Here is a 20,869-nt window from a genome sequence, read left to right as displayed (position 1 = left end):
AGAGTGCCATATTTCAGCTGGAATTGCATGATCGTTCGTAAAATTGGAACTAATTTCTGAGTTTTGTAATTTTGAACATATTCTGTTTTACTGCTGACGTTACAATGTGCTGTCAGTCTCAATTTTCATATCGGAGTTACCGTGGTTTTCAGCAGATTAATTACTTTCAGTGCCATCAGCATTCTGTTGTCCGCTTGTGGCGGCGGTGGTACTAGCAGCAGTAGCACTGGCAGCACCCCGGTTGCTGTCAGCGTGCCCTCTGCATCCACGGTATCCGTTGGCGATGCACTCAGCTTTATCGGGCAGGCCAGCAGTTCTGCGGGACAGATAACGCAAATGTCCTGGCAGACCGAAGCCCTGACGCTGGGCGCCAACCCGCTGACTGCGATCACGAATGCCGATTGCAAAACGATGCTGACCTCAGGTAATTCGGCGAGTTGCACCTTGCAACTGACACCTCCCACAAAACTGACCGCCGACTACACTTATAAGCTGACCTTGCTGGCAACGGATGCAAAGGGAAACACGTCCAGCACTTCGACGACATTAAAGGTGTTGCAATCCGCTTCGGTGACCAATAATCCTGTGGCGCAGACTGGTGCTGACGCGAGCGTGACATCCGGTGATAAGGTCAGCCTGAGTTGCGCTGGTAGTGGCGGTACGCCTGCCACCAGTGGCACCGCCTATGCCTATCAATGGGTGGTCGAAGATGCAGCTGGTCTGACGATTTCTCTGGCGAGCACGACCGGTGCTAGCAGCAGTTTTGTCGCACCCGTAGTGAAAGATGCCACAACCGTCAAGTTGCAATGCCGTGTCACTGACGATAAACAAAAGACTGGTACGGCGACACAGAAAATCACGATCACACCTGTTCTTAAGCCGACAATTGTCCCCATTTCTTACAGTGGCGGCACTGTGCAACCTGGCGCTGCGGTGGCGCTGGATGGCAGCAAAACCACGATGTATGACGTCTTTGGTAAAGAAGTCAGCGGTACGATTTATTATCTGTGGAAATTCAAATCCGGCCCGGCGGGCACTACTCCGCTGACGATCTACAACCCGACCAGCAGCGTTGCCAGCGTTGTCTTTCCCAGTGTCGTCACGACCACATCAACTTATGTATTTACGCTGAACGCCTCTACTGCACCGATTGCGGCGGATGGGACTTCGGCAGATACCGTTAAACAAAAAGATGTCGTGTTTTTTGTCAGCGCCCTGCCGCCGATTACATTAACTTCATACAATCTGGTGCAGGTAGTACAGAGCGGAGCCAGCGTACAGTTGAAAGCAGAAACACCGAATTACACCGGATCATCGCCTCTGTATTTCAGCTGGACGCAGACAAATACTCCGTTGGTAACACTGGTAGGCACAAATTCGCAGATTGCTGGTTTTATCGCGCCGACCGTATCTGTCGCGACAACCCTGAGTTTCCGGGTGTCGGCAGATTATTTTCCAATTACGGTGGCCAATCCCGGAAGTGCCAGTGTCGATTTACTGGTGCAAGTACAGCCCAAGAACTGAAAGCGATATTCCGTCGACAGAATCAGCGTTGCAAATGTCTGATTCTGTCGCGTTGATGTTGGCGATCCAGCGTTCTAGTTGCAACGATGATTTCACTCATAAAATAAACAAAGCTGCCGATCAGCGACAAAATACCGCCCACGAACAGACCTGCAATTAATTTATCAAGATTCAAACCAACCGCGTCACCGACAAAAAGCGCAGCAATCACGAGACAGATCAATAAGCCGCAGGTTGTGCTCAGCGTAATTGCACGATTGATCAGATGTGAGCGTTGAAACAATTCAACCAGTTCCTCTTCGAGACCCACTGTTGCGTTTGTCTGCAGTAAATTTTCCACCACTCTCGCTCTGTCGATAATCCTTGCCAGACGGCTGGTCAATACGGCGAGTTTCGTGCCGACACCAGTCAGCAGAAAAACGGGCGCAATCGCGAGTTGGATAATATGGCTGACGTCGCCAAGCTGAAGACTGATCATGAAATTCCTTTCTAATTTTTGCGTGATTCTACCTTGTAGCTGAATTGCATTGATGTTCTTGCCTACCTGCTTTTCAAAAATATTCTATCCTAGAGCCCGTTACTGTTAACTATCTGTCGCTTGTGAGCCTGCCTTATACCGGTTTGTGCTTGCAATAATTGAGCTCAGGTTGCATATATTGTTGATAGATTCAAACCAGATCACATCAGGACTTATTTATGACTCAGACACAGCGCATGCCAGCTATTTTCGTCGGACATGGCAGCCCCATGAATGCCATCGAAAATAATATTTATACCCAGGCCTGGGAGGCATTGGGGCAACGTTCTCCAACGCCAAAAGCGATACTGATGATATCGGCACACTGGATGACGCGTGGTGTGGCGATAACGGCAATGAAGCAGCCGCAGACGATTCATGACTTCGGTGGTTTTCCGCAAGCCTTGTTTGACATTCAATATCCGGCTCCCGGTGATCCGGCGCTGGCACAGCACATTGCTGAACATCTTGCACCGTTACCTGTGGTACTCGATCAGCAATGGGGGCTGGATCACGGCACCTGGTCGGTACTGGTGAAGATGTATCCACAGGCGCAAATCCCGGTGTTACAACTGAGCCTGGATCTGACCCAGCCGGCCAGTTGGCATTTCGAATTAGGACGGCGGCTGGCGGCTTTGCGGGATGAGGGCATCATGCTGATGGCGAGCGGTAATGTGGTGCACAATTTACGCCGTATGGCTTTTCAGTCACCCGGCTTTGACTGGGCGCACCGCTTCAATAATGCCATGCGTAAAGCTATTCTCGAAGATGACACCGAAAAGCTGGTGAATTACCAGCAATTCGGTGAGGATGCTGCACTCTCCGTGCCGACCTCTGAACATTTTTTGCCGTTGCTGTATGTGATGGGAAGTAAAAATGGTGATGACAAGACCGAGATCGTTGTGGATGGTATGGATCTTGGTGCCATCAGTATGATGACTGTTCTCATATCCTGAGGCGCGTGCCGGAAAGCCCGCTACTATGTGACTATAGGGCTTTCTGGCAGAGGCTTATTGCAGATTCTGAATCGGCAGGGTCAGGCGTACTTCCAGACCGCCCTCGGGCAAGTTGCGCAGTTGCAGTTGTCCGTCATGTTGTTGCGCGATATTTTGCGCAATGGTCAGCCCGAGACCAGAACCACCGGATTCGCGTGAGCGTGACGTCTCCATGCGATAAAACGGCTCGAATACTTTTTCTTGCAGTTCTGTTGGGATGCCAGTGCCGCCGTCCCGTATGAAAATCTGTAAAACGTCTTTGCCACCGTCTTTTTCTTTTGACATACTGACTTTTGCGTAGTGTCCGTATTTAACAGCATTATCAATCAGATTCGTCAGACAGCGCCGCAGCGCCTGAGGTTTGGCTAAGACCGTAATTCCTGGCAATCCTGAAAAGCTGACGTCTTGCCCCGCCTCGGTGGCATCACTGCAAACGCTGTCGAGCAGTGAATCAATATCCAGCGGTCGGCGGGTTTCACTGCTTTCTATACTGCGTGCCAGATCCAATCCTTCCCTGATCATCATCTGCATAGCGGATAAATCACCGATCAATTTTTCGCGTAATTCAGCATCACTGACTTTTTCCAGGCGCAGACGCAAACGGGTTAAGGGTGTTTGTAAATCGTGAGTAATCGCCGCCAGCATATGTGTGCGCTGTGAAATATGGTGGCGTATCCGTGCCTGCATCGCATTGAATGCCCGTGTCGCAGTCACGATCTCGCTGGCACCTTTTTCAGGTAAGGGCGGACGATTAATGTCTTGCCCCAGTGCCGTGGCCGCTTCTGCCATATGGCGCAGAGGACGCATCGTCATTCTGGCAATAATCAACGCCAATACTGCAATGAAGGTCAGAAATAAAAAGAAATATTGTATGAAATCATCACGCAGCGGTGGCGCTGGTGTTTTTGGTGGCATCACTGTCAGACGTAACACGGTGCCATCGTGCAAGGTAATACTGAGCGCCTCACATGGCACTCGCATCAGCACGGCATTTTTGGGCGGACGCGGGCAGGTTGACGGATCAGTCGGCAGAGACAGTACGCGGAAATTCCTACCCAGCCGTTCGCTGACAGCTCGCGCGTATTCTGAGCGCGGGCCGGTATCGCTGATATTTTCGGGTAATGTGGTGACCTGTAACCCCAACCGCGGCGCCGTCGCCAGAAAACTCTCGCGATTCGCTGTGGGCAAGGTATCGAGCGCACTGATTAACTGTTCTATCCTGTCGATAGAATGTGACTCGCGATATTGCATCAGTGTTTTTTCGCGCTCGCCAAAAGCCAGCCATACTGTCAGGGTAGCGGATAATAAAACGCCGATCAGAAGCGCGCCAAAAACCCGTCCCCACATTGACGACAACATCGCCATCAGTGCTTCTCTGCCGTTACTGTCACCGCCAGCACATAGCCACCGTTACGAACTGTTTTAATGATTTGTGGAGAGCGCGCATCTTCCCGCAGTTTCTGGCGCAGACGGCTGATCTGGATATCGATAGAACGATCAAAAGGATCGGCATCGCGGCCGTGTGTCATATTCAATAACTGATCCCGGTTCAGGACGCGATTCGGGTGTTCGAGAAAAATATTCAGCATCCTGTATTCGGCACCGGACAAGGAAACAATCATATCGTCCGGGGCGATCAGATGACGGGCAGTCATATCCAGCACCCAGCCGGCAAATTTCAGTTTTTGTAAACCGTCATTATTGGCACCCAGTTGATTATTTTGTGTTCGCCTTAACACACTGCGTATGCGTGCCAGTAATTCGCGTGGCTCGAATGGTTTCGGCAGATAGTCGTCAGCACCCATTTCCAGCCCGAGTATCCGGTCTAAAGGTTCACCACGCGCGGTCAGCATAATGACGGGAATCGTCGATTTGCTGCGAAGATTCCGGCATAAAGTCAGACCGTCGTCTCCCGGTAAATTCAGGTCGAGGACGATCAGTTCAAATTGGTGTTCCTGTAATGCCGCCCACATCGCGGTACCATCCGCCGCCATGACAGCGGAATAGCCGTTCTGATCCAGATATTCCGCCAGTAAACTGCGGATATCGCGGTCGTCGTCAACAATGAGTATTTTATTTGAGGTATCCATGGTCTTCATTATGAACCGGGTCTCCGTGAAAGGCATCGTGGGTTTGTATCGTCTTGTTATGATAACGCTTTGCCGACATAGTACGAAACATCAGACGGACACTCGTTCCGGCGTTGTTACACAGAGATACAAACCTGAACGTAATTGATATTTACCGGATACAAGACGCAAGCACAATGAGACTGTTGACTGTTATCCCGGCAAGATGTGGACAGATCAATGTTGCTCAACTGCAGTTGTTTTATTTTATAGGACTGACGCAAAACCGCCCCATCGGCGTTATGGCTCCTGACCGGAGCAATTTTGCGTCAGTCCTGTTTAAAGAAAAAGTATCTGCAAAGTCTGAGCTTTTTCCGTGCATTCAGAAAGATTAATGATGAAAAATTTCAAACAAACTTTGCTGGCAGTTGTCCTTACTTCCTGTTGTGGCGTCAGTGCGATAGCGTTAGCACAAACTGCACCGGACGTCCCTCCCCGTCCGCAACATCCTATGGGAGAGCCTGGTAAAAATCCAGAGCAGATGAAAGAACGTTTTGCCAAGCATCAGGCAGAGCTGCACGATACTTTAAAGATTACGGCAGCACAGGAGCCCGCGTGGAAAACATTCATACAATCGGTCACGCCTAAAGCCATGCCGCCGCGCGAAGATTTTAAAGAGCTGGATAAGCTGACCACACCGCAACGCATGGAAAAAATGCTGGAAAAAATGAAAGAGCATCAATCGGCGTTACAGGATCGTCTGGCTGCTACGAAGACTTTCTATGCGACATTGACGCCTGAACAGCAAAAGATTTTTGATGAAAGTCATCGTCGCCTGCAGCACAAAATGCAGGGTCACATGGCGCGGCAAATGCATAAACGCGGCGATGCGCCGGGTATGATGGACAAGCCATAAAACATTCAGAAGCAAAATAAAACGGGCACCTTCATCGGGTGCCCGTTTTATTTTTTAAGCGATATTTTTTCTATCGTCAGGCGAATCGCCGTGCTGCGTCTAAGCCCAGACCTGCTCCGATACTGCCGAATAAATCGCCTTCCACCTTACGTGCGTTCGGCACGATTGCCGCAATTTGCTGACGCAAACCGCGCACGCCACTGGACCCGCCGGTAAAGAAGACTGTGTCCACCTGATCGGGGCGAATACCGGCCTGCTGCAATACGTTGGCGACTGCTTGCGCAATATCGCGGCTCAGATGGCCGATAGCTGATTGCAAGCCTTCTTGTTCCAGTATCAGTGAACAGGGCACAGATACCGGTTTGCTGCGCAGACGTTCCAGCGGCAGATTGATGGCATCCTGATCCGACAATAAAATCTTGGCTTCTTCTGATTTGATCGCCAGCCAGTGCCCATCCCGGTCTTCGACCAGATTCAATAAGCGTTCAAAGCGCTGACGCACATCGCTGCTTTGTATGTCGCGATATACATCCTGTAATTCCCGCCAGACTTTTTGCGTGTAGGCCAGATTGATCGTGTGCCATGTCGCCAGATTAAAATAATAACTCGATGGCACATCGGTCTGATTCGCCAGTCTGCCGCCTAATCCCAGCAAGGGCATGATGTGGGTCAGGCTCAGATATTTATCGAAATCCGTACCACCGATATGGATGCCGCCATTACCCAGAATATCGTCATGCCTATCCAGTAAATGAGCGCGTTCAGGTGCCAGACGCACCAGAGAAAAATCGGAAGTACCACCGCCGATATCGGCAATCAGAACCAACTCTTCTTTTTCTATGCGCGATTCATAATCGAAGGCGGCCGCGATAGGTTCAAACTGAAAATGCACTTCTTTGAAACCAACTGCGCGGGCAATGTCTTCCAGCGTGTTCTGGGCGATCTGATCGGCCTGGCGGTTATCGTCGATGAAATGGACGGGACGACCGAATACCGCATGTTCAAACGCTTGTCCGGCGGATAGTTCGGCACGTTTTTTCAGTTCACCGATAAATTGCGATAACAAATCGCGAAATGCGAGTGGTTTGCCCATCACTTCCGTTTGGCCATCGATCAGGCTGGTACCCAGCAAGCTTTTCATCGAGCGCATCAGGCGCCCTTCATACCCCGCCAGATAGTTTGCCAGCGCTGCACGTCCGTAGCTGACCTCGTGTTCTTCGGCATTAAAGAAAATGACCGACGGTAAAGTCAGCTTATCTTGTTCCAGCGCCAGCAAAACGGATTGCGCGCCACGATGCCAACCCACAGTTGAGTTTGAGGTACCAAAATCTACTCCACAAGCTTGCGACATGAAACATCCTGATAAAAAAACGAAAACGCCGTCAACCTGATGCTGGCGGCGCTGAAAATGAGTGACTTCTGTACAGAAGCCGTTATTCCGGTGTTGCCGGCGGTTCTTGCTGAAGAACGACCAGCAGCTGATCGATACGGTAATGGTCGATATCGACCACTTCAAACTTATACCGGTCCACCATGACGAAATCGGTACGCTTCGGTATCTTTTTGAGCATCGTCATCATGAAGCCCGCAATAGTCTCATAGCTGCCCTGCCCGGGCAAGGAATCTATGTTCAGTGCACGACATACGTCTTCTATCGTTGTCGCGCCGTCAATCAACCACGAGTTTGTGTCGCGCTGGACGATCTGGTCTTCCAGAAACGGATGTACCAGATTTCCCATCAGTGTACTCAGGACATCATTGAGCGTGATGACACCGACAACCAGCGCGTATTCATTGAGGATCACGGCAAAATCCTCGCGCGTCCCTTTAAATTGCTCAAGCATTTCCGACAAAGTCAGTGAATCCGGTACCGCCAGCGCAGTTCTGATCGACAGTTCCTGTACTTTGGAAAATGCCTGATTGGTCAGCACGCGCTTGAGAATATCCTTAGACTCGACGTAACCGACGACATTATCGATGTGGCCATCGCAGACCAGAAACTTGCTGTGCGCATTATCTGCAATTTTCTGACGTATGACGGCATCGGTATCCTGCAAGGTGAAAAATACGATGCTGTCGCGTTGCGACATGGCACTCGGGACGGTGCGGCTTTCCAGCTCAAACACATTGCCTATCATATGGTGTTCACGTGCCTGCAATACCCCTGCTTCAGCACCGGCATCGACCATCGCATAAATCTCATCCGAAGTGATCTGTTCGTCGCGAACCGTCGGCAAATTCAGTAACTTGAAAATCAGATTGGATAAACCATTGAATATCCATACCAGTGGCTTAAACACGCCGGCACATAAACGCATCGGGGTAATCACTACCATCGCTACGGACTCAGGTGCGATCATCGCCAGTTTTTTTGGAATCAGATCAGCGAAAAGAATAAAAATGGAAGTAACAAAGACAAATGAGGTCAGAAAACTCGCAGTATCGACCCAACTGTGATCTCCGAATAATGCGTGGAATACTGCAGAAAAATACGGCGTCAGTGCCTGTTCACCCAGAATACCGCCGAGTATGGCGACTGCGTTCAGGCCGATTTGTACAACGGTAAAAAAATGACCGGGTGCCTGTTGCAGCTCCAGTACTTTCGTTGCGCGCAATTCCCCTTCTGATTCCAGTACCTGCAATTTCATTTTTCTCGCCGCAGCAAGAGAAATTTCTGCCATCGAGAAAAATGCACTGATCGCAACCAGCAAAGCAATGACCAGAAAGTGATCAAATAAGGCCATGTTAACTCCCGTGAAGCATGTTGTCAGGGTTAATCATATACTATGCAAACACTCGCCTGATAATGCGTGTAAGACGGCGACACCGCAAATTGATCCCTGAATTTTTATTGTATCGAAAGAGAGTGCCGATGCCTCCACCGGATTCTTCTGAGCAAACGTCTTTGTCGACGAATGTGCGTTTTGTGCTGATTACTGTCTTTCTGGATATTCTCGGCATCGGTCTGATCATTCCTGTTCTGCCCCGGCTGGTGGCGTCGTTCACTCTGCAGAGTGATATGCAGGCATACTGGTATGGTGCGATTGTCGCCATCTATGGCGTGATGCAGTTTTTCTTTGCACCGGTGATCGGCGCACTGAGTGACCGCTTTGGTCGCCGTCCGGTGTTGCTGACCTGTGTGTTCGGACTGGGGCTGAATTTTATTTTACTGACTCAGGCGACATCCATATACTGGCTGCTGTTTATCCGGGCTTTGGGCGGTGTGACGGCGGGTAATCTGTCAGTTGCAACGGCCTATATTGCGGATGTCAGCGCTCCGGAAAATCGCAGCAAGGCGCTGGGAAAAATTGGCGCGATGTTTGGTCTTGGCTTTATCTGCGGACCTGTGATCGGCGGGCTGCTCGGTGAAGCCAATATTCATTACCCGTTTTATCTGGCGGCCGTTGTGTCGCTGGCAAACGTGGTCTACGGCTATTTCTCTTTGCCTGAATCCTTATCGCCGGAACACCGTAAAGCCTTTTCACTGTTATCGGCCAACCCATTTGCCGGACTGAACGGGCTTGCGCATTTACAGAGCGTGGGACCATTGGTATGGGTGTATGCGTTGTCGATGTTTGCCCAGTTTATTTTGCAAACGACCTGGGTTTTATCGACAGAATTACGTTTTGGCTGGACGCCGATGCAAAATGGGTTTTCCCTGTTTATGGTCGGTATTTCCAGTGTGCTGATGCAAGGTGTTTTTCTGACGCGTTATATTCAGCGTGTCGGTGATGCGAATGCTGTTTTGTTTGGCCTCACGTCTTCGTGTATTGCGCTGAGTCTGTACGGCGTGGCTACGCAGGGTTGGATGATGTATGTCCTGATCCTGTGCAATATGCTGGCATTTGCTTCCGGGCCAGCTTTACAGGCTTTTTTTTCGCGTGCTGTGAATGCGCGTTCGCAAGGTTTAGCCATGGGCTCACTAAGCGCACTGGCGAGTATCATGAGCGTTGCCGCGACACTCACTGGCACGGCGTTGCTGGCACAGGTGAGTCATTTTCCGCGCGGTAGTTGGATGCTTGGTGCGCCGTTCTTTATGGCGGCAACAGTACAATTATTTGCGCTTTTGCTGGCGACGCGACACTTGAAAAAATAGCGCGCTATCATTTGCATACGAAAATTTGCACCTATAAAAAAAGCGGACTGATGTCCGCTTTTTTTTATGATCATCAACCGATCAGCGATGCCGTGGTACATCCATCATCGCTTCGTAATCATCATTGTCTGCCGGGCTGATTGAATTCAGACCATTTTCCAGTTGTTGCATGTTGACGTCATTTCCCCACTTCGCCACGACGATAGTTGCAACGCCGTTCCCGATCAGATTCGTCAATGCGCGGGCTTCTGACATGAAGCGGTCAATACCGAGTATCAGAGCGAGACCTGCAACCGGGACGTGGCCTACCGCAGACAAGGTGGCAGCCAGCACGATAAAGCCGCTGCCGGTGATACCAGCCGCGCCTTTGGAGGTCAGCAATAAGACGGCCAGCAAAGTAATTTGCTGCATCAGGCTCATCGGTGTATCGGTTGCTTGCGCAATGAATACCGCGGCCATGGTCAGATAAATCGAAGTGCCATCGAGGTTAAATGAATAACCGGTTGGAACAACCAGACCAACGACTGATTTTTTGACGCCCAGTTTTTCCAGCTTCGCGATAATCCCCGGCAATGCGGATTCTGACGATGATGTACCGAGCACGATCAGCAATTCTTCTTTGATGTATTTGACGAATTTCCAGATGCTGAAACCGTGGAACTTAGCAATCGTGCCGAGAACGACGAAAATGAAAATCAGGCAGGTTCCATAAAAAGTCGCCATCAGATAACCGAGTGACAGCAGTGAGGAAACACCGAATTTACCGATAGTAAATGCCATCGCACCGAACGCACCAATTGGCGCTGCTTTCATGATGTAGCCAACGATGACGAATAAGACGTGAGAGAATTTTTCGATAAAGTCAAAAACCAGCGTGCCACGACCACCGAAACGATGCAATGCAAAACCAAAAAATACCGAGATCAGCAAGACTTGCAGAATTTCACCTTTGGCAAATGCATCGACAATGGTTGTCGGAATAATGGCCATCAGAAACTCGGTCGTTGTCTGCATTTTTCCCGGAGCAGTGAAGGCTGCGATTCCTTTGGTATCGAGCGCATTCACATCGATATGCATACCGGCACCGGGTTGTACGAGATTGATCATGACCAGCCCGACAATCAGCGCCAGCGTACTGACAACTTCAAAGTACAGCAGTGCCATACCGCCAGTTTTACCTACTTTTTTCATATCTTCCATACCGGCGATACCAACCACCACGGTACAGAAAATAATCGGTGCAATCATCATCTTGATCAGCTTGATGAAGCCGTCACCCAGCGGTTTCATTGCCGCGCCGGAATCAGGGTAATAGTGACCTAATAAAACGCCGATGATGATGGCGCTGATCACCTGAAAATACAGGGATTTGTAAATTGGTGGCTTATTCATTTGCCGTCTCCGATAATTTTGTGAAATTTGATGGCGAGAATGCATGCGCCATAACAATCACAATGATTTCTAACCGGAAGTATTATCAAAAAATAGGCAAGTCCGGGCAATTGTGGGTTTCCACACGATTGCCAATCTGCCAAGCGGGTAGTGGAGAGCAGAAAACCGGCGCTGAATCCTGAGCAGATTTTCAGGCCGGATGATGTTAAGCAGCGATGTGCCGTTGCTGACGTTGTTGTGCCATGGCCGTGATGATGTGTCCCAGCTGGCGCAGCGCATTATCCAATTCCGGCGTGAAATGCTTGCCGCAATTTAAACGCAGAAAATGATCAAACCGGTTCGAGTTTGAATACAGTAAGCCGGGCGACACTAATATCCCCTGTTCTAACGCGGCCTCAAACACGGCTTGCGACGAAAGCTGATGCGGCATTTCTATCCAGAGTGACACCCCGCCATCCGGTATCGTCAGGCGCGTACCGGCAGGAAAATAGGCGGCAATGGCTTCTGCGGTGCGCTCGCGTTGCTGCGTCAGACTATGGCGCAGCCGCCGCAGGTGGCGGTCGTAGGCGCTGGAGTTGATAAATTCGGCCAGCACGATTTGCGACCATTCTTCGTTATACCGGGTTTGGGCATATTTCAGCATGCTGATTCTGGCGTGCCAGCGTCCGGCAACCATCCAGCCGACGCGCAAGCCCGGTGCCAGAATTTTATGCAGCGAAGCACAATAAATCACATTGCCAGTTTTATCCCAGTGTTTGGCGCTGACCGGTGTCGCGTCGGCATTCACTAAGGCGCTGTACGAATCATCTTCAATCAAGGGAATCTGCTGCGTTTCGCACAGAGCCACCAGTCTTTGTTTATGGCTATCCGGCATGATGCTGCCCAAAGGATTTTGCAAATGCGGCACGACAACGACGGCTTTAATATTGTCGTAGGTTCGCATTGCCAACTCCAGCGCCTCTATTGAGATCCCGGTTTGCGGGCTGGTCGGAATTTCCAGCGCCTTCATGCCCAGACTTTCGAGCACTTGCAGCAGACCATAAAACGTCGGCGACTCTACCGCGATGATGTCACCGGCTTGCGCCACTGCGCGTAAGGCCAGATTTAAAGCCTCGATACAACCCATAGTAACAACGACATCATCGGGCTTGATGCTCATGCCTATGCCCAGCGCACGCTTTGCCAATGCTGCTTTCAGCTCCTTATTACCACCCGGCGAGATCGCTTTGGTTAGTAATTGCGGCCGCTGTCGCAGCAAGCGTATGGCCAGATTTTTTAACTCTTCCTGTGGATACATATCCGGCTCACCGTTGGCTCTGGCGAAATTGATGTTCACCGGACGCTGCCCCTGAGCGATGATGGCTGACACTCGTTCGTGAATACCGACGAACTGCGCCGGGTCAATCGGCGCATTGACGGGGGGCTCAGTTGCCGGCACCAGATTAATGCGCCTTGGCTGACGCACAAAATAACCCGAGCGTGGGCGCGCTTCCAGCCATCCCTCGGTTTCCAGCTGGCGGCACATCTGTAAAGCGGTCGATAAGCTCACCGTATGCAATTGCATCAGCTTGCGTACAGACGGCATACGATCGCCAACCACCAGCGTTCCCGCCTTGATCGCCGATAAATAATGATTGGCCAGCCGTCGGTATAGAGGCAGAGGCAAATCATGCTCGTGATTCGGGTTGTACAGTTGAAATGTGCTGTGTTTGGGCATACGACGATGATCCTCTCCGCCATACAGGATGAACAGATACAGTTAGCGTGAATAGACACAATAACAGATGCCGGAATTATGGTTTGCACCGATGCAGTCTGTGTGTTTTTGTGTCTGTTACGGATATTGGCGCTGACCTATTCTGTGTGCATATCTTCAGATGAGAGCTCAGCATGCATATCACTACCTTGCAATCCGCGCAGTCGTATCAGGTATATGTTACTGCCGGTACTTTATTGCACTTAAGTGTGGGACAGGTCGTTATTCGGATTCCCTCATCCGGTGTTGATGCCTATGCTTACACAACGCAAATTTACATGCCGGAAGGTGCTGTCTATGCTGTTGAACATAGCGGGTGGATACAGATATCGGCCCGGCAGCGCAGCGAGATTCTGACACAATTACCAGAGCCCAGTATGGTTGTTCGATTCTGGCGTGCACTCAAAACCTTTGTTCTTCGCCAGTGGCACCGCAGTTTGCGCAGGCGTGTACCAGGTTGATCGCGCAACGGTGTCTGTAGGGTTTAACGGCCGCTGCCGAAAAACTCTTTCATCATAAAATTTTCCAGCTCTGCGGTGTCCTGCGGTCTGGCTGACAAGGTGACGACCCGGCCAAGGCGATGTGACTCCCAACTGAAATCGCCCTGATATTCCTCACGGATTAACACAATCATGCGGCGGATGATGGCGATCTCAATGTCGCCGCCAAGACCTGCATCCACTTCTATCGTCTTCTTGAAGCTGTTTTGTCTGTCTGGCTTCCAGCCGCGGAAAGTGAAGGTCGCCATGCGTAAGCTTTTGCTCGTGATCTGGAATACCCCGCCAGTACCTTCGCGGCCATTTGCTTGCTGCATACTGCGACGGACATTGGCTTCGGCGACTTCTTGTGGGCTCATGCCGCGTCCCGGCTGATTTGCCGCATTTTCCTGACTGGACTGTTCCTGTGCACGGCGTCGTTCACGCGCAGCATTCAGCATACTCATCATATCTTGCTCAGGTGGTGCCTGAACGATGGGCGTGGGCTGGGTGACAGTTGTTTGCGCCATCGGAACCGGTGCTACCGGCGGCGTTACCGGTGAGACGATGGATTTTTTCGGTCGCGGAATGACTACAGGTTTGGCAACTGGCTTTTTGGGCTCAGGCGCCGCCATTTTTGCGACGGTTGCCTTATCCAGCATCAGAACGATGGCGTTTTGTGAGGCGGCGTCATCGCCCTGCTTCTTTTTCTTGACCGGATGCATATTCAGTAAGAAGTACAGCAGCAAGGCGTGAATGATTAAAACAATCACGATACCTACGAAATTGGCGGGTCGAAACCGGATATGCAGATGAATTTCGCCAGACTTGGCAAGGTCATTTTCTGGTGCTTCGATACTCAACTTCATGGATGGCGGTCAAGAATTTCTGGATGGCAGGTTGGCAAGGATACCTTAATCTGTGGCACGGACTGTAACAAAGATTGATGATTTGGTAGCAGGCATCCTCTACATGAAGTTGTTTTCGGAAACGAATATGTAACAAGAATTAATGTCGTGGTTTTCAGCGACTGCGCTATTCTCCTATGAAATCGCTGCTTTTGTAGCGGTTTTATGCGTTCATTTTGTGAAGAGCGCATACAAATTCAGTATGCGAATCCAGCGGCTGTCTTCTATGCTGTTCCGGATTCGCCAACGGTGTCTGGCATCGCATGCATACAGAAGGAGAAATACATGCTGGTTCAAACTGAAGATGAGATCGTTCTCGGGGATGATCCTTCCCGCCTGCATGAAAATTCCGGCGTGGGCTTACCTGCTGCGGTGCTGGCATCGGCCACCCTGTTGAGCGCCTGTGGCGGTGGCGGCGGAAGCACGGGGGGCACTGGCAGCACCGCTCCCGTTATCAATGCTCCACCCGTCACCGAAATTCAGGCATCGCGGTTTTTGGCACAGGCGTCGACCGGTGCGACCCGCGAACAGATTGCCCGCGTCAGCGCGATAGGCTATGCGGCGTGGATTGATGAGCAGATAGCGATGGTGCCTTCCCAGACCCGCTGGGACTGGCTGGTGGCCAAAGGCTTTAATGCGGCAGCGAATATTTTTACCCAGAACGGTTTTGATTCTGTGGTCTGGTACAAGCTGATTAACGCGCCCGATACATTACGTCAGCGCGTCACGTTGGCTTTGTCAGAAATCATCGTGGTCGGCATTGATGGTCTGGTGGGCGCTGGCTGGCAGGCATTTTCTGCGGCCCAGTTTCTGGATTTGCTGGAAGCGCAATGTTTTGGCAATTTCCGTACTTTGCTGGAGAACGTCTCTACCAGCGCGGCGATGGGACAATACCTGACCTATCGTGGCAACACCAAATACAACGCCAAAACCGGTGCCTTACCTGATGAAAATTACGCCCGTGAACTGATGCAATTGTTTTCTATCGGACTGCTAAAGCTCAATCCAGATGGAACGCCGCTGACCGTGAATGGCGTGCAGCAGGAAACGTATACCCTTGATGACATCACCGGTCTTGCCAGAATTTTTACTGGCTGGGATTTCGATTTATCCACTAGCAAAACCGACACGCCCGATTTTTTACGGCGTCCGATGACGCAGGTCGATAGTCGCCACGAAACAGGTGCTTCGACATTTCTGGGAGCAACAGTACCTGCCGGTTTAAACGGGGCGCAAAGTTTAAAAGCGGCCTTGGATATTATTTTTGCGCATCCGAATGTTGCCCCATTTATTTGCCGTCAGCTGATACAGCGACTGGTGACCAGCAACCCGACGCCAGCTTATGTGCAGCGTGTTGCGAGTGTCTTCATGAATGATGGCAAAGGAGTGAAAGGCAATCTGGGTGCTGTGGTCAAAGCTTTGTTGCTGGATGATGAAGCGCGCAACGCAGCGAATCTCAGTAATCCGCAATCCGGCAAATTGCGCGAACCGGTGTTGCGCCTGCTGGCATGGGCACGGGCATATAAGTTATCGTCAGTCAGTGGTAACTGGAGTATCGGTAATACCAGTGACCCGGCGACCCGGCTTGGGCAAAGTCCTTCGCGTTCTTCATCGGTCTTTAATTTTTTCCGTCCCGGCTACTTACCGCCGAATAGCGCGATAGGCGCGGCATCTCTGGTCGCGCCGGAATTTCAGATTACCAATGAATCAACTGTGGTGGGCTATGTGAATTTTATGCAGCGCCTGGTCAGTCTTGGTAACACCGATTTAATCCCCGATTACAGCAGCTTGCTGCCCTTAGCTGAAAACGCATCGGCGCTGCTGAAAGAAATCAATATTGTGCTGGCAGCAGGGCAAATCAGCGATGAAACGCTGAACAGCATTGCCAGCGCGGTTAACACTATGCCGACAGGGACGGATGCGCGCAAAAATAATCGCATTTATGCCGCACTGACCCTGGTTCTGGCTGCACCAGAATTTGTTGTTATCAAATAAGGAATTCATCATGACCGATCAAACCAGGATGAATGCATCCCGCCGGGCATTTTTACAGCGCGCCTCCGCTTTATCGGTGGCCGGTGTGGCGACACCTTGGGCCCTAAATCTGGCGGCGATGTCTGAGGCTGCTGCGGCCACGGCAACGGATTACAAAGCCATCGTCTGCGTATTTTTATACGGCGGTAACGATTACGGCAATACCTTGGTGCCTTACGATACCAGCTCCTACAATGCGTATTCAAGCTTACGCCCGACTCTGGCGTATGCGCGGGATGCGCTGACCGCGACGGCGCTGACCTCGCTCAATGACCCGAAAGACAGCGCCGGTGCCAGCCATCAGTATGCGCTGGCACCGAATCTGGCACCGCTGATGCCGATCTTCAATGCCGGTAAATTGGGCGTGATCCTGAATGCGGGTACATTGGTACAACCGACCACTAAATTGCAGTACACAAACAAGAGCGTACCTTTACCACCGAAACTGTTTTCGCATAACGATCAGCAATCTGTCTGGCAGTCGAGTTCTGCGGAAGGCGCACGTACCGGCTGGGGCGGTCGTATGGGAGATTTGTTTCAGGCTGCGAATACTAATTCCACCTTTACCTGTATCAACGTCTCCGGAAACGCGGTGTATTTATCCGGAAATACAGCGGTGCAGTATCAGGTATCAACCAGCGGATCCGTGCCGTTATCGGCCTTGCAGACTTCGATGTTTGGCTCAAAAGAATGCTCTGCTGCCTTACAAAATTTAATCACCCAAAGCCGCACACATTTATTTGAAAATGAATATAACCGCGTGACGAAACGGGCAATTGATGCGAACGTCATTTTGTCTTCGGCTTTGGCCAGCACACCTGTACTGAATACACCTTTCCCGACGAAAAACAGTCTGGGTGATCAACTGAAATTAGTGGCTCGTATGATTTCCAGCGCGACGACGCTTGGTGCGAAACGTCAGGTGTTTTTTGTTTCTATGGGCGGTTTTGATACGCATGACGGTCTGGTGGCGAATCATCCCGGTCTGATGAAAACGCTGGCAGATGGCATGGCTGCGTTTTATAACGCAACAGTGGAGTTAGGCGTGGCGGATAGGGTAACGACATTCACCGCATCTGATTTTGGCCGTACGCTCAGTGGTAACAATGACGGTTCAGATCATGGCTGGGGCAGCATGCATTTTGTGATGGGTGGCGCGGTGAACGGTCAGCGTTATTTCGGCACACCGCCCGTCGTTGCGTCGAATGGTCCTGACGATGTCGGTCAGGGACGTTTATTGCCGACCACTTCGGTAGATCAGTACGCCGCAACATTGGGGAAATGGCTGGGTGTATCCGACAGTAATTTACTGATGTTGTTACCGAATCTGGCGAATTACAACGTCAGCAACCGTACTCTGGGCTTTGTTTAAACCAGCCCGAACCAACCCAAAAGCGCACCCGCTGCCAGCAGCCACAACAAATGCAGGCTGGTGCGCCAGACCATGAAGGCACATGCTGCGGAGAGCAGCCACAGTGGCCAGTCACGCGCCACAATATTGTGTGAACTCGCCATGATCCAACCTGTTGCAAGCAGCAGGCCGATCACGATAGGCGTCATTGCGAGTTTAAAACTGCGCACACCGAGCAGATCGCGGTTTTCATGACCCCAGCGGGCAGCCATATACGTGAGCGTGGTACTTGGTAGCAGGATGCCGGACATCGTCATCAGCACACCGAGTAAGCCGGCCCACATGCTGCCGCTGTTGAGGCCGACATTCCAACCCATCAGAGCAATAAACAAGACATTCGGCCCTGGTGCGGCTTGTGCAATTGCGATCGAGGCATTGAATTGCGCATCCGTAAGCCAGTGTTGCTGATCGACCAGATAACGGTGCATATCCGGCAGTGTTGATACTGCGCCGCCGATCGACAGCAAGGACAGCATCAGATAATGCAGCCACAGATGAAACCAGTCGCCCCAATTCATGCTGATGTGTAACACCGGATGGATTGCTTCGCTCATTATTTCAGCTTCCTGAATACCAGCGCCCAGCTGATGGCACCCAGCCCCAGCAATACATAAACCAGTGGGAGTTTAAGAAGGGCAACGCAGACAAAACACAGCGCACTGAACAACAAGGCCAGACGCCGGGTCAGCGGGTGATTGTGAAGTGCAGGAACGAGTTTCAGACCGGTCGCAAAAATCAGCCCTGAGGTGACGGCACTCATGCCGCGCAAGGCACCTGCGACGCCGGGGTGTTGTGCGAACTGAGCGTATGCCACGGCCATCAGCAACACGATGATCAAGGGAATAATCAATAAGCCGGCCAGCGCCATTAATGCCCCCGGCAGGCCAAAGTAGCGATTGCCTATCATCAGACAAAGATTGAGGACGTTCGGGCCGGGCATGATTTGCGCAACCGCCCAGTCCTCCACAAATTCTTCGTTGGTCAGCCAGCGTTTGCGTTCCACCATTTCTCTTTGCACGATCGCGACAACGCCGCCAAAGCCCTGCAACGCCAGCACGGTGAACGAAAAGAAGATGTCTGCTAAAGATGTTGGACGTGCACGTGCAGGTTGAGGCTCGGTGGACATGGTATTGGAAATGTCAGCAGGAGCACTATTGTAAAACAGAGCTGCAGCGAACGCAGAGACTCACTCCTGAGACTTGCGGTGGGCGCGGATGCGGGCGCGCCATTCACCAAGCGCGGTTAACGCTCCCTGAAATTCGCGCTCAATCAGATCAGCTTCGGCATCGGTGATGACGCCATCTAGCAGCGCCGTGGAGACGGCTTCTGCCACATCGCCAACCTGACTCATGACGCGGCACACTGTTTGTGACAGATCATCTTTCAACACTTCATCCGGTTCCGGTACGACAAATGCGGCCATGCCGTGGCGTCCGAGCAAGGCATGCAATGGCAGATGCGCTTCTTTCACCCCGGCGTTATGACAGTGTTCGATGATGATCGACAGTTCTTCAAACGAAGGATAGTGCGAGTCTATGCCCGGCGCCAGTTTGTTCCTGAGCACGTTGACGGAAATATCCATGCGCAGCGCCAGCGCTTCCAGCCCACCCGGATATGCACGCGCCACTTTATACAGTGCATCGTGCTGGTTCATATCTGAATATTTACGTGTCATCGTGCGTCCTTGATTACCGGGAGATTGATCGTGACCAGGCCGTATGGCGCAGCATAGTGGTACGCGATTGTACTGATTCAATATCTGCTTATCAATCAGTTGCAATCAAGGTGTTGCCCACCGCAGGAAATATCGGTGGCGGCCTCTTTCATCGCTCACAGGGAGGAACGCTCACTGAGGAAGGTCAGCCAGCGATCGGCACCTTCCACTTCGCTGAAGACCTGCGCGAAATCGGTCACGGTGCGGGCGGCACGTTCGAGTAACTGGATATCGGCTTCATGCTGACGGGCGACATGCGGGTCTTCCAGAAACAGGATGCGCCGTATTTTTCTGTCGAGCACTAGTTCCGCCAATTGGGCATCGCCACCCAGCGGGCCGGAAAGAAAGGGCTGAACCCAGTCACATCCCGCCGCTTCACCTTTGATTTTTTTCGCTAACTGATTCAGCAGACCGCCAGTGGTGCCGGTTGCATAGCGGTAGGCAAACTTATCCAGCACGCTGAAATGTTTTTCTGCCAGTGCCAGCATTTTTTCTTTCATGGCGTCGTGCGCAATCAGCGCAATACCTTCGTTGTTCAATGCAAAGCTGGCGTTGAGCGCGGGGTCGGCGGGCGCGCCATTGATGGTCGCCTCTAGTTCCAGCCATTCGCGGGCACCGGCGAGCGTGGCCAGAAATGGCTTCCTGTGAATCACACATTGCCGTTTTAATGCAACGGCCTCGGGAAAAACAGACGATGGATCGACCGGGTCAATCAGATAAATCACCGCATCCACCGCTTTAGCCGGATCACTGTCAACTACGCGTGAGACCAGCTTCATCAGACCGCCGTCACGACCATAGGGAAAACGTTCAACATGCTGGCAAATATCCAGCAGACCATGCATCACCATCGCATCCAGCGTTCTGCCGACGACGACAAACTCCGGTTGCAGGAATGTGATAGCCTGACGTGAACCGCGCAGCAGTTGAACTAAGGCGGAATCCTGCGCATCCTGATGAGAGCGGTTTGCAATCAGGCCAATACGCAATTTTTTAGCGACGGTAAAGCTCACGGTTCATCCTTTTCTTAAGGGCAGACCACCAGTGTAACTCCGGCACAG

Annotated in this window: 19 protein-coding genes; 7 read left to right on the top strand and 12 right to left on the bottom strand. The window is 51.4% G+C overall.

The genetic code is table 11. From position 1 onward, the window contains the following. Positions 1 to 141 precede the first annotated feature (141 nt). Positions 142 to 1,524: a hypothetical protein gene (locus tag KDM87_RS00185; protein WP_212677243.1), complete on the top strand. Its 1,383-nt coding sequence runs from the start codon at positions 142 to 144 to the stop codon at positions 1,522 to 1,524. A gap of 22 nt (positions 1,525 to 1,546) precedes the next feature. Here KDM87_RS00185 and KDM87_RS00180 read toward each other — a convergent pair whose 3' ends face one another. After that, entirely contained in the window at positions 1,547 to 2,002 is a 456-nt protein-coding gene (locus KDM87_RS00180) for a DUF2721 domain-containing protein (protein WP_230407529.1), read from the bottom strand. 218 nt (positions 2,003 to 2,220) lie between these two features. Here KDM87_RS00180 and ygiD point away from each other — a divergent pair, with 218 nt between their 5' ends. Beyond that, positions 2,221 to 2,997: a 4,5-DOPA-extradiol-dioxygenase gene (ygiD, locus tag KDM87_RS00175; RefSeq protein ID WP_212677242.1), complete on the top strand. Its 777-nt coding sequence runs from the start codon at positions 2,221 to 2,223 to the stop codon at positions 2,995 to 2,997. Positions 2,998 to 3,051: 54 nt separating this feature from the next. Here ygiD and KDM87_RS00170 read toward each other — a convergent pair whose 3' ends face one another. Further along, positions 3,052 to 4,401 (bottom strand): ATP-binding protein, encoded by a 1,350-nt coding sequence (locus KDM87_RS00170; RefSeq protein ID WP_230407528.1) that lies wholly within the window; start codon positions 4,399 to 4,401, stop codon positions 3,052 to 3,054. Beyond that, positions 4,401 to 5,126, bottom strand: a complete 726-nt coding sequence (locus KDM87_RS00165) for a response regulator (protein WP_212677241.1) — start codon at positions 5,124 to 5,126, stop codon at positions 4,401 to 4,403. The genes KDM87_RS00170 and KDM87_RS00165 overlap by 1 nt, the downstream gene beginning before the upstream one ends. A 373-nt stretch (positions 5,127 to 5,499) precedes the next feature. On the opposite strand from KDM87_RS00165, the gene KDM87_RS00160 reads away from it, so the two are divergent. Next, positions 5,500 to 6,021: a Spy/CpxP family protein refolding chaperone gene (locus KDM87_RS00160; protein WP_212677240.1), complete on the top strand. Its 522-nt coding sequence runs from the start codon at positions 5,500 to 5,502 to the stop codon at positions 6,019 to 6,021. A 76-nt stretch (positions 6,022 to 6,097) separates the two neighbouring features. Here the strand turns inward: KDM87_RS00160 and KDM87_RS00155 are convergent, their stop codons facing one another. Then, positions 6,098 to 7,372: an Hsp70 family protein gene (locus KDM87_RS00155; protein ID WP_212677239.1), complete on the bottom strand. Its 1,275-nt coding sequence runs from the start codon at positions 7,370 to 7,372 to the stop codon at positions 6,098 to 6,100. An 82-nt stretch (positions 7,373 to 7,454) separates the two neighbouring features. Further along, a complete protein-coding gene (gene paeA, locus KDM87_RS00150; RefSeq protein ID WP_212677238.1) occupies positions 7,455 to 8,765 on the bottom strand; it encodes a polyamine export protein PaeA in 1,311 nt (436 codons plus the stop codon). Between the two features lie 128 nt (positions 8,766 to 8,893). Between paeA and KDM87_RS00145 the strand changes: the two genes are divergently transcribed. Next, positions 8,894 to 10,117, top strand: a complete 1,224-nt coding sequence (locus tag KDM87_RS00145; RefSeq protein WP_212677237.1) for a TCR/Tet family MFS transporter — start codon at positions 8,894 to 8,896, stop codon at positions 10,115 to 10,117. 81 nt (positions 10,118 to 10,198) lie between these two features. Here the strand turns inward: KDM87_RS00145 and KDM87_RS00140 are convergent, their stop codons facing one another. Continuing rightward, entirely contained in the window at positions 10,199 to 11,509 is a 1,311-nt protein-coding gene (locus KDM87_RS00140; RefSeq protein ID WP_212677236.1) for a dicarboxylate/amino acid:cation symporter, read from the bottom strand. A 205-nt stretch (positions 11,510 to 11,714) separates the two neighbouring features. Beyond that, entirely contained in the window at positions 11,715 to 13,226 is a 1,512-nt protein-coding gene (locus KDM87_RS00135; RefSeq protein ID WP_212677235.1) for an aminotransferase-like domain-containing protein, read from the bottom strand. Positions 13,227 to 13,399: 173 nt separating this feature from the next. Between KDM87_RS00135 and KDM87_RS00130 the strand changes: the two genes are divergently transcribed. Next, positions 13,400 to 13,726, top strand: coding sequence for a hypothetical protein (locus KDM87_RS00130; protein ID WP_212677234.1), 327 nt, complete (start codon positions 13,400 to 13,402; stop codon positions 13,724 to 13,726). 23 nt (positions 13,727 to 13,749) lie between these two features. Here the strand turns inward: KDM87_RS00130 and KDM87_RS17665 are convergent, their stop codons facing one another. Then, positions 13,750 to 14,610, bottom strand: coding sequence for a hypothetical protein (locus KDM87_RS17665; protein ID WP_230407527.1), 861 nt, complete (start codon positions 14,608 to 14,610; stop codon positions 13,750 to 13,752). A 324-nt stretch (positions 14,611 to 14,934) separates the two neighbouring features. Between KDM87_RS17665 and KDM87_RS00120 the strand changes: the two genes are divergently transcribed. Both KDM87_RS00120 and KDM87_RS00115 read left to right on the top strand, forming a co-directional pair. Further along, complete coding sequence (locus KDM87_RS00120; RefSeq protein ID WP_212677233.1) at positions 14,935 to 16,644, top strand: DUF1800 domain-containing protein; 1,710 nt, start codon at positions 14,935 to 14,937, stop codon at positions 16,642 to 16,644. A gap of 10 nt (positions 16,645 to 16,654) precedes the next feature. Beyond that, the gene (locus tag KDM87_RS00115; protein ID WP_230407526.1) at positions 16,655 to 18,055 is read left to right on the top strand and encodes a DUF1501 domain-containing protein; all 1,401 of its coding nucleotides are present in this window, start codon (positions 16,655 to 16,657) and stop codon (positions 18,053 to 18,055) included. On the opposite strand, the gene KDM87_RS00110 is transcribed toward KDM87_RS00115, so the two are convergent. The 4 genes from KDM87_RS00110 to KDM87_RS00095 form a co-directional block, all read right to left on the bottom strand. After that, the gene (locus KDM87_RS00110; RefSeq protein ID WP_230407525.1) at positions 18,052 to 18,648 is read right to left on the bottom strand and encodes a chromate transporter; all 597 of its coding nucleotides are present in this window, start codon (positions 18,646 to 18,648) and stop codon (positions 18,052 to 18,054) included. The genes KDM87_RS00115 and KDM87_RS00110 overlap by 4 nt on opposite strands. Next, the gene (locus tag KDM87_RS00105; RefSeq protein WP_212677232.1) at positions 18,648 to 19,220 is read right to left on the bottom strand and encodes a chromate transporter; all 573 of its coding nucleotides are present in this window, start codon (positions 19,218 to 19,220) and stop codon (positions 18,648 to 18,650) included. The genes KDM87_RS00110 and KDM87_RS00105 overlap by 1 nt, the downstream gene beginning before the upstream one ends. Positions 19,221 to 19,280: 60 nt before the next feature. Beyond that, positions 19,281 to 19,769 carry a phage regulatory CII family protein gene (locus KDM87_RS00100; RefSeq protein ID WP_186884161.1) on the bottom strand — a complete coding sequence of 163 codons (489 nt, stop codon included), beginning with the start codon at positions 19,767 to 19,769 and terminating at the stop codon, positions 19,281 to 19,283. A 155-nt stretch (positions 19,770 to 19,924) separates the two neighbouring features. Then, complete coding sequence (locus tag KDM87_RS00095; protein ID WP_212677231.1) at positions 19,925 to 20,821, bottom strand: methylglyoxal synthase; 897 nt, start codon at positions 20,819 to 20,821, stop codon at positions 19,925 to 19,927. Positions 20,822 to 20,869 lie beyond the last annotated feature (48 nt).

It is taken from the genome of Cognatundibacterium rivi, from assembly GCF_018139565.1.
Lineage (GTDB): Bacteria > Pseudomonadota > Gammaproteobacteria > Burkholderiales > Burkholderiaceae_D > Undibacterium > Undibacterium rivi.
This window is presented reverse-complemented; position numbering and strand designations above follow the sequence as displayed.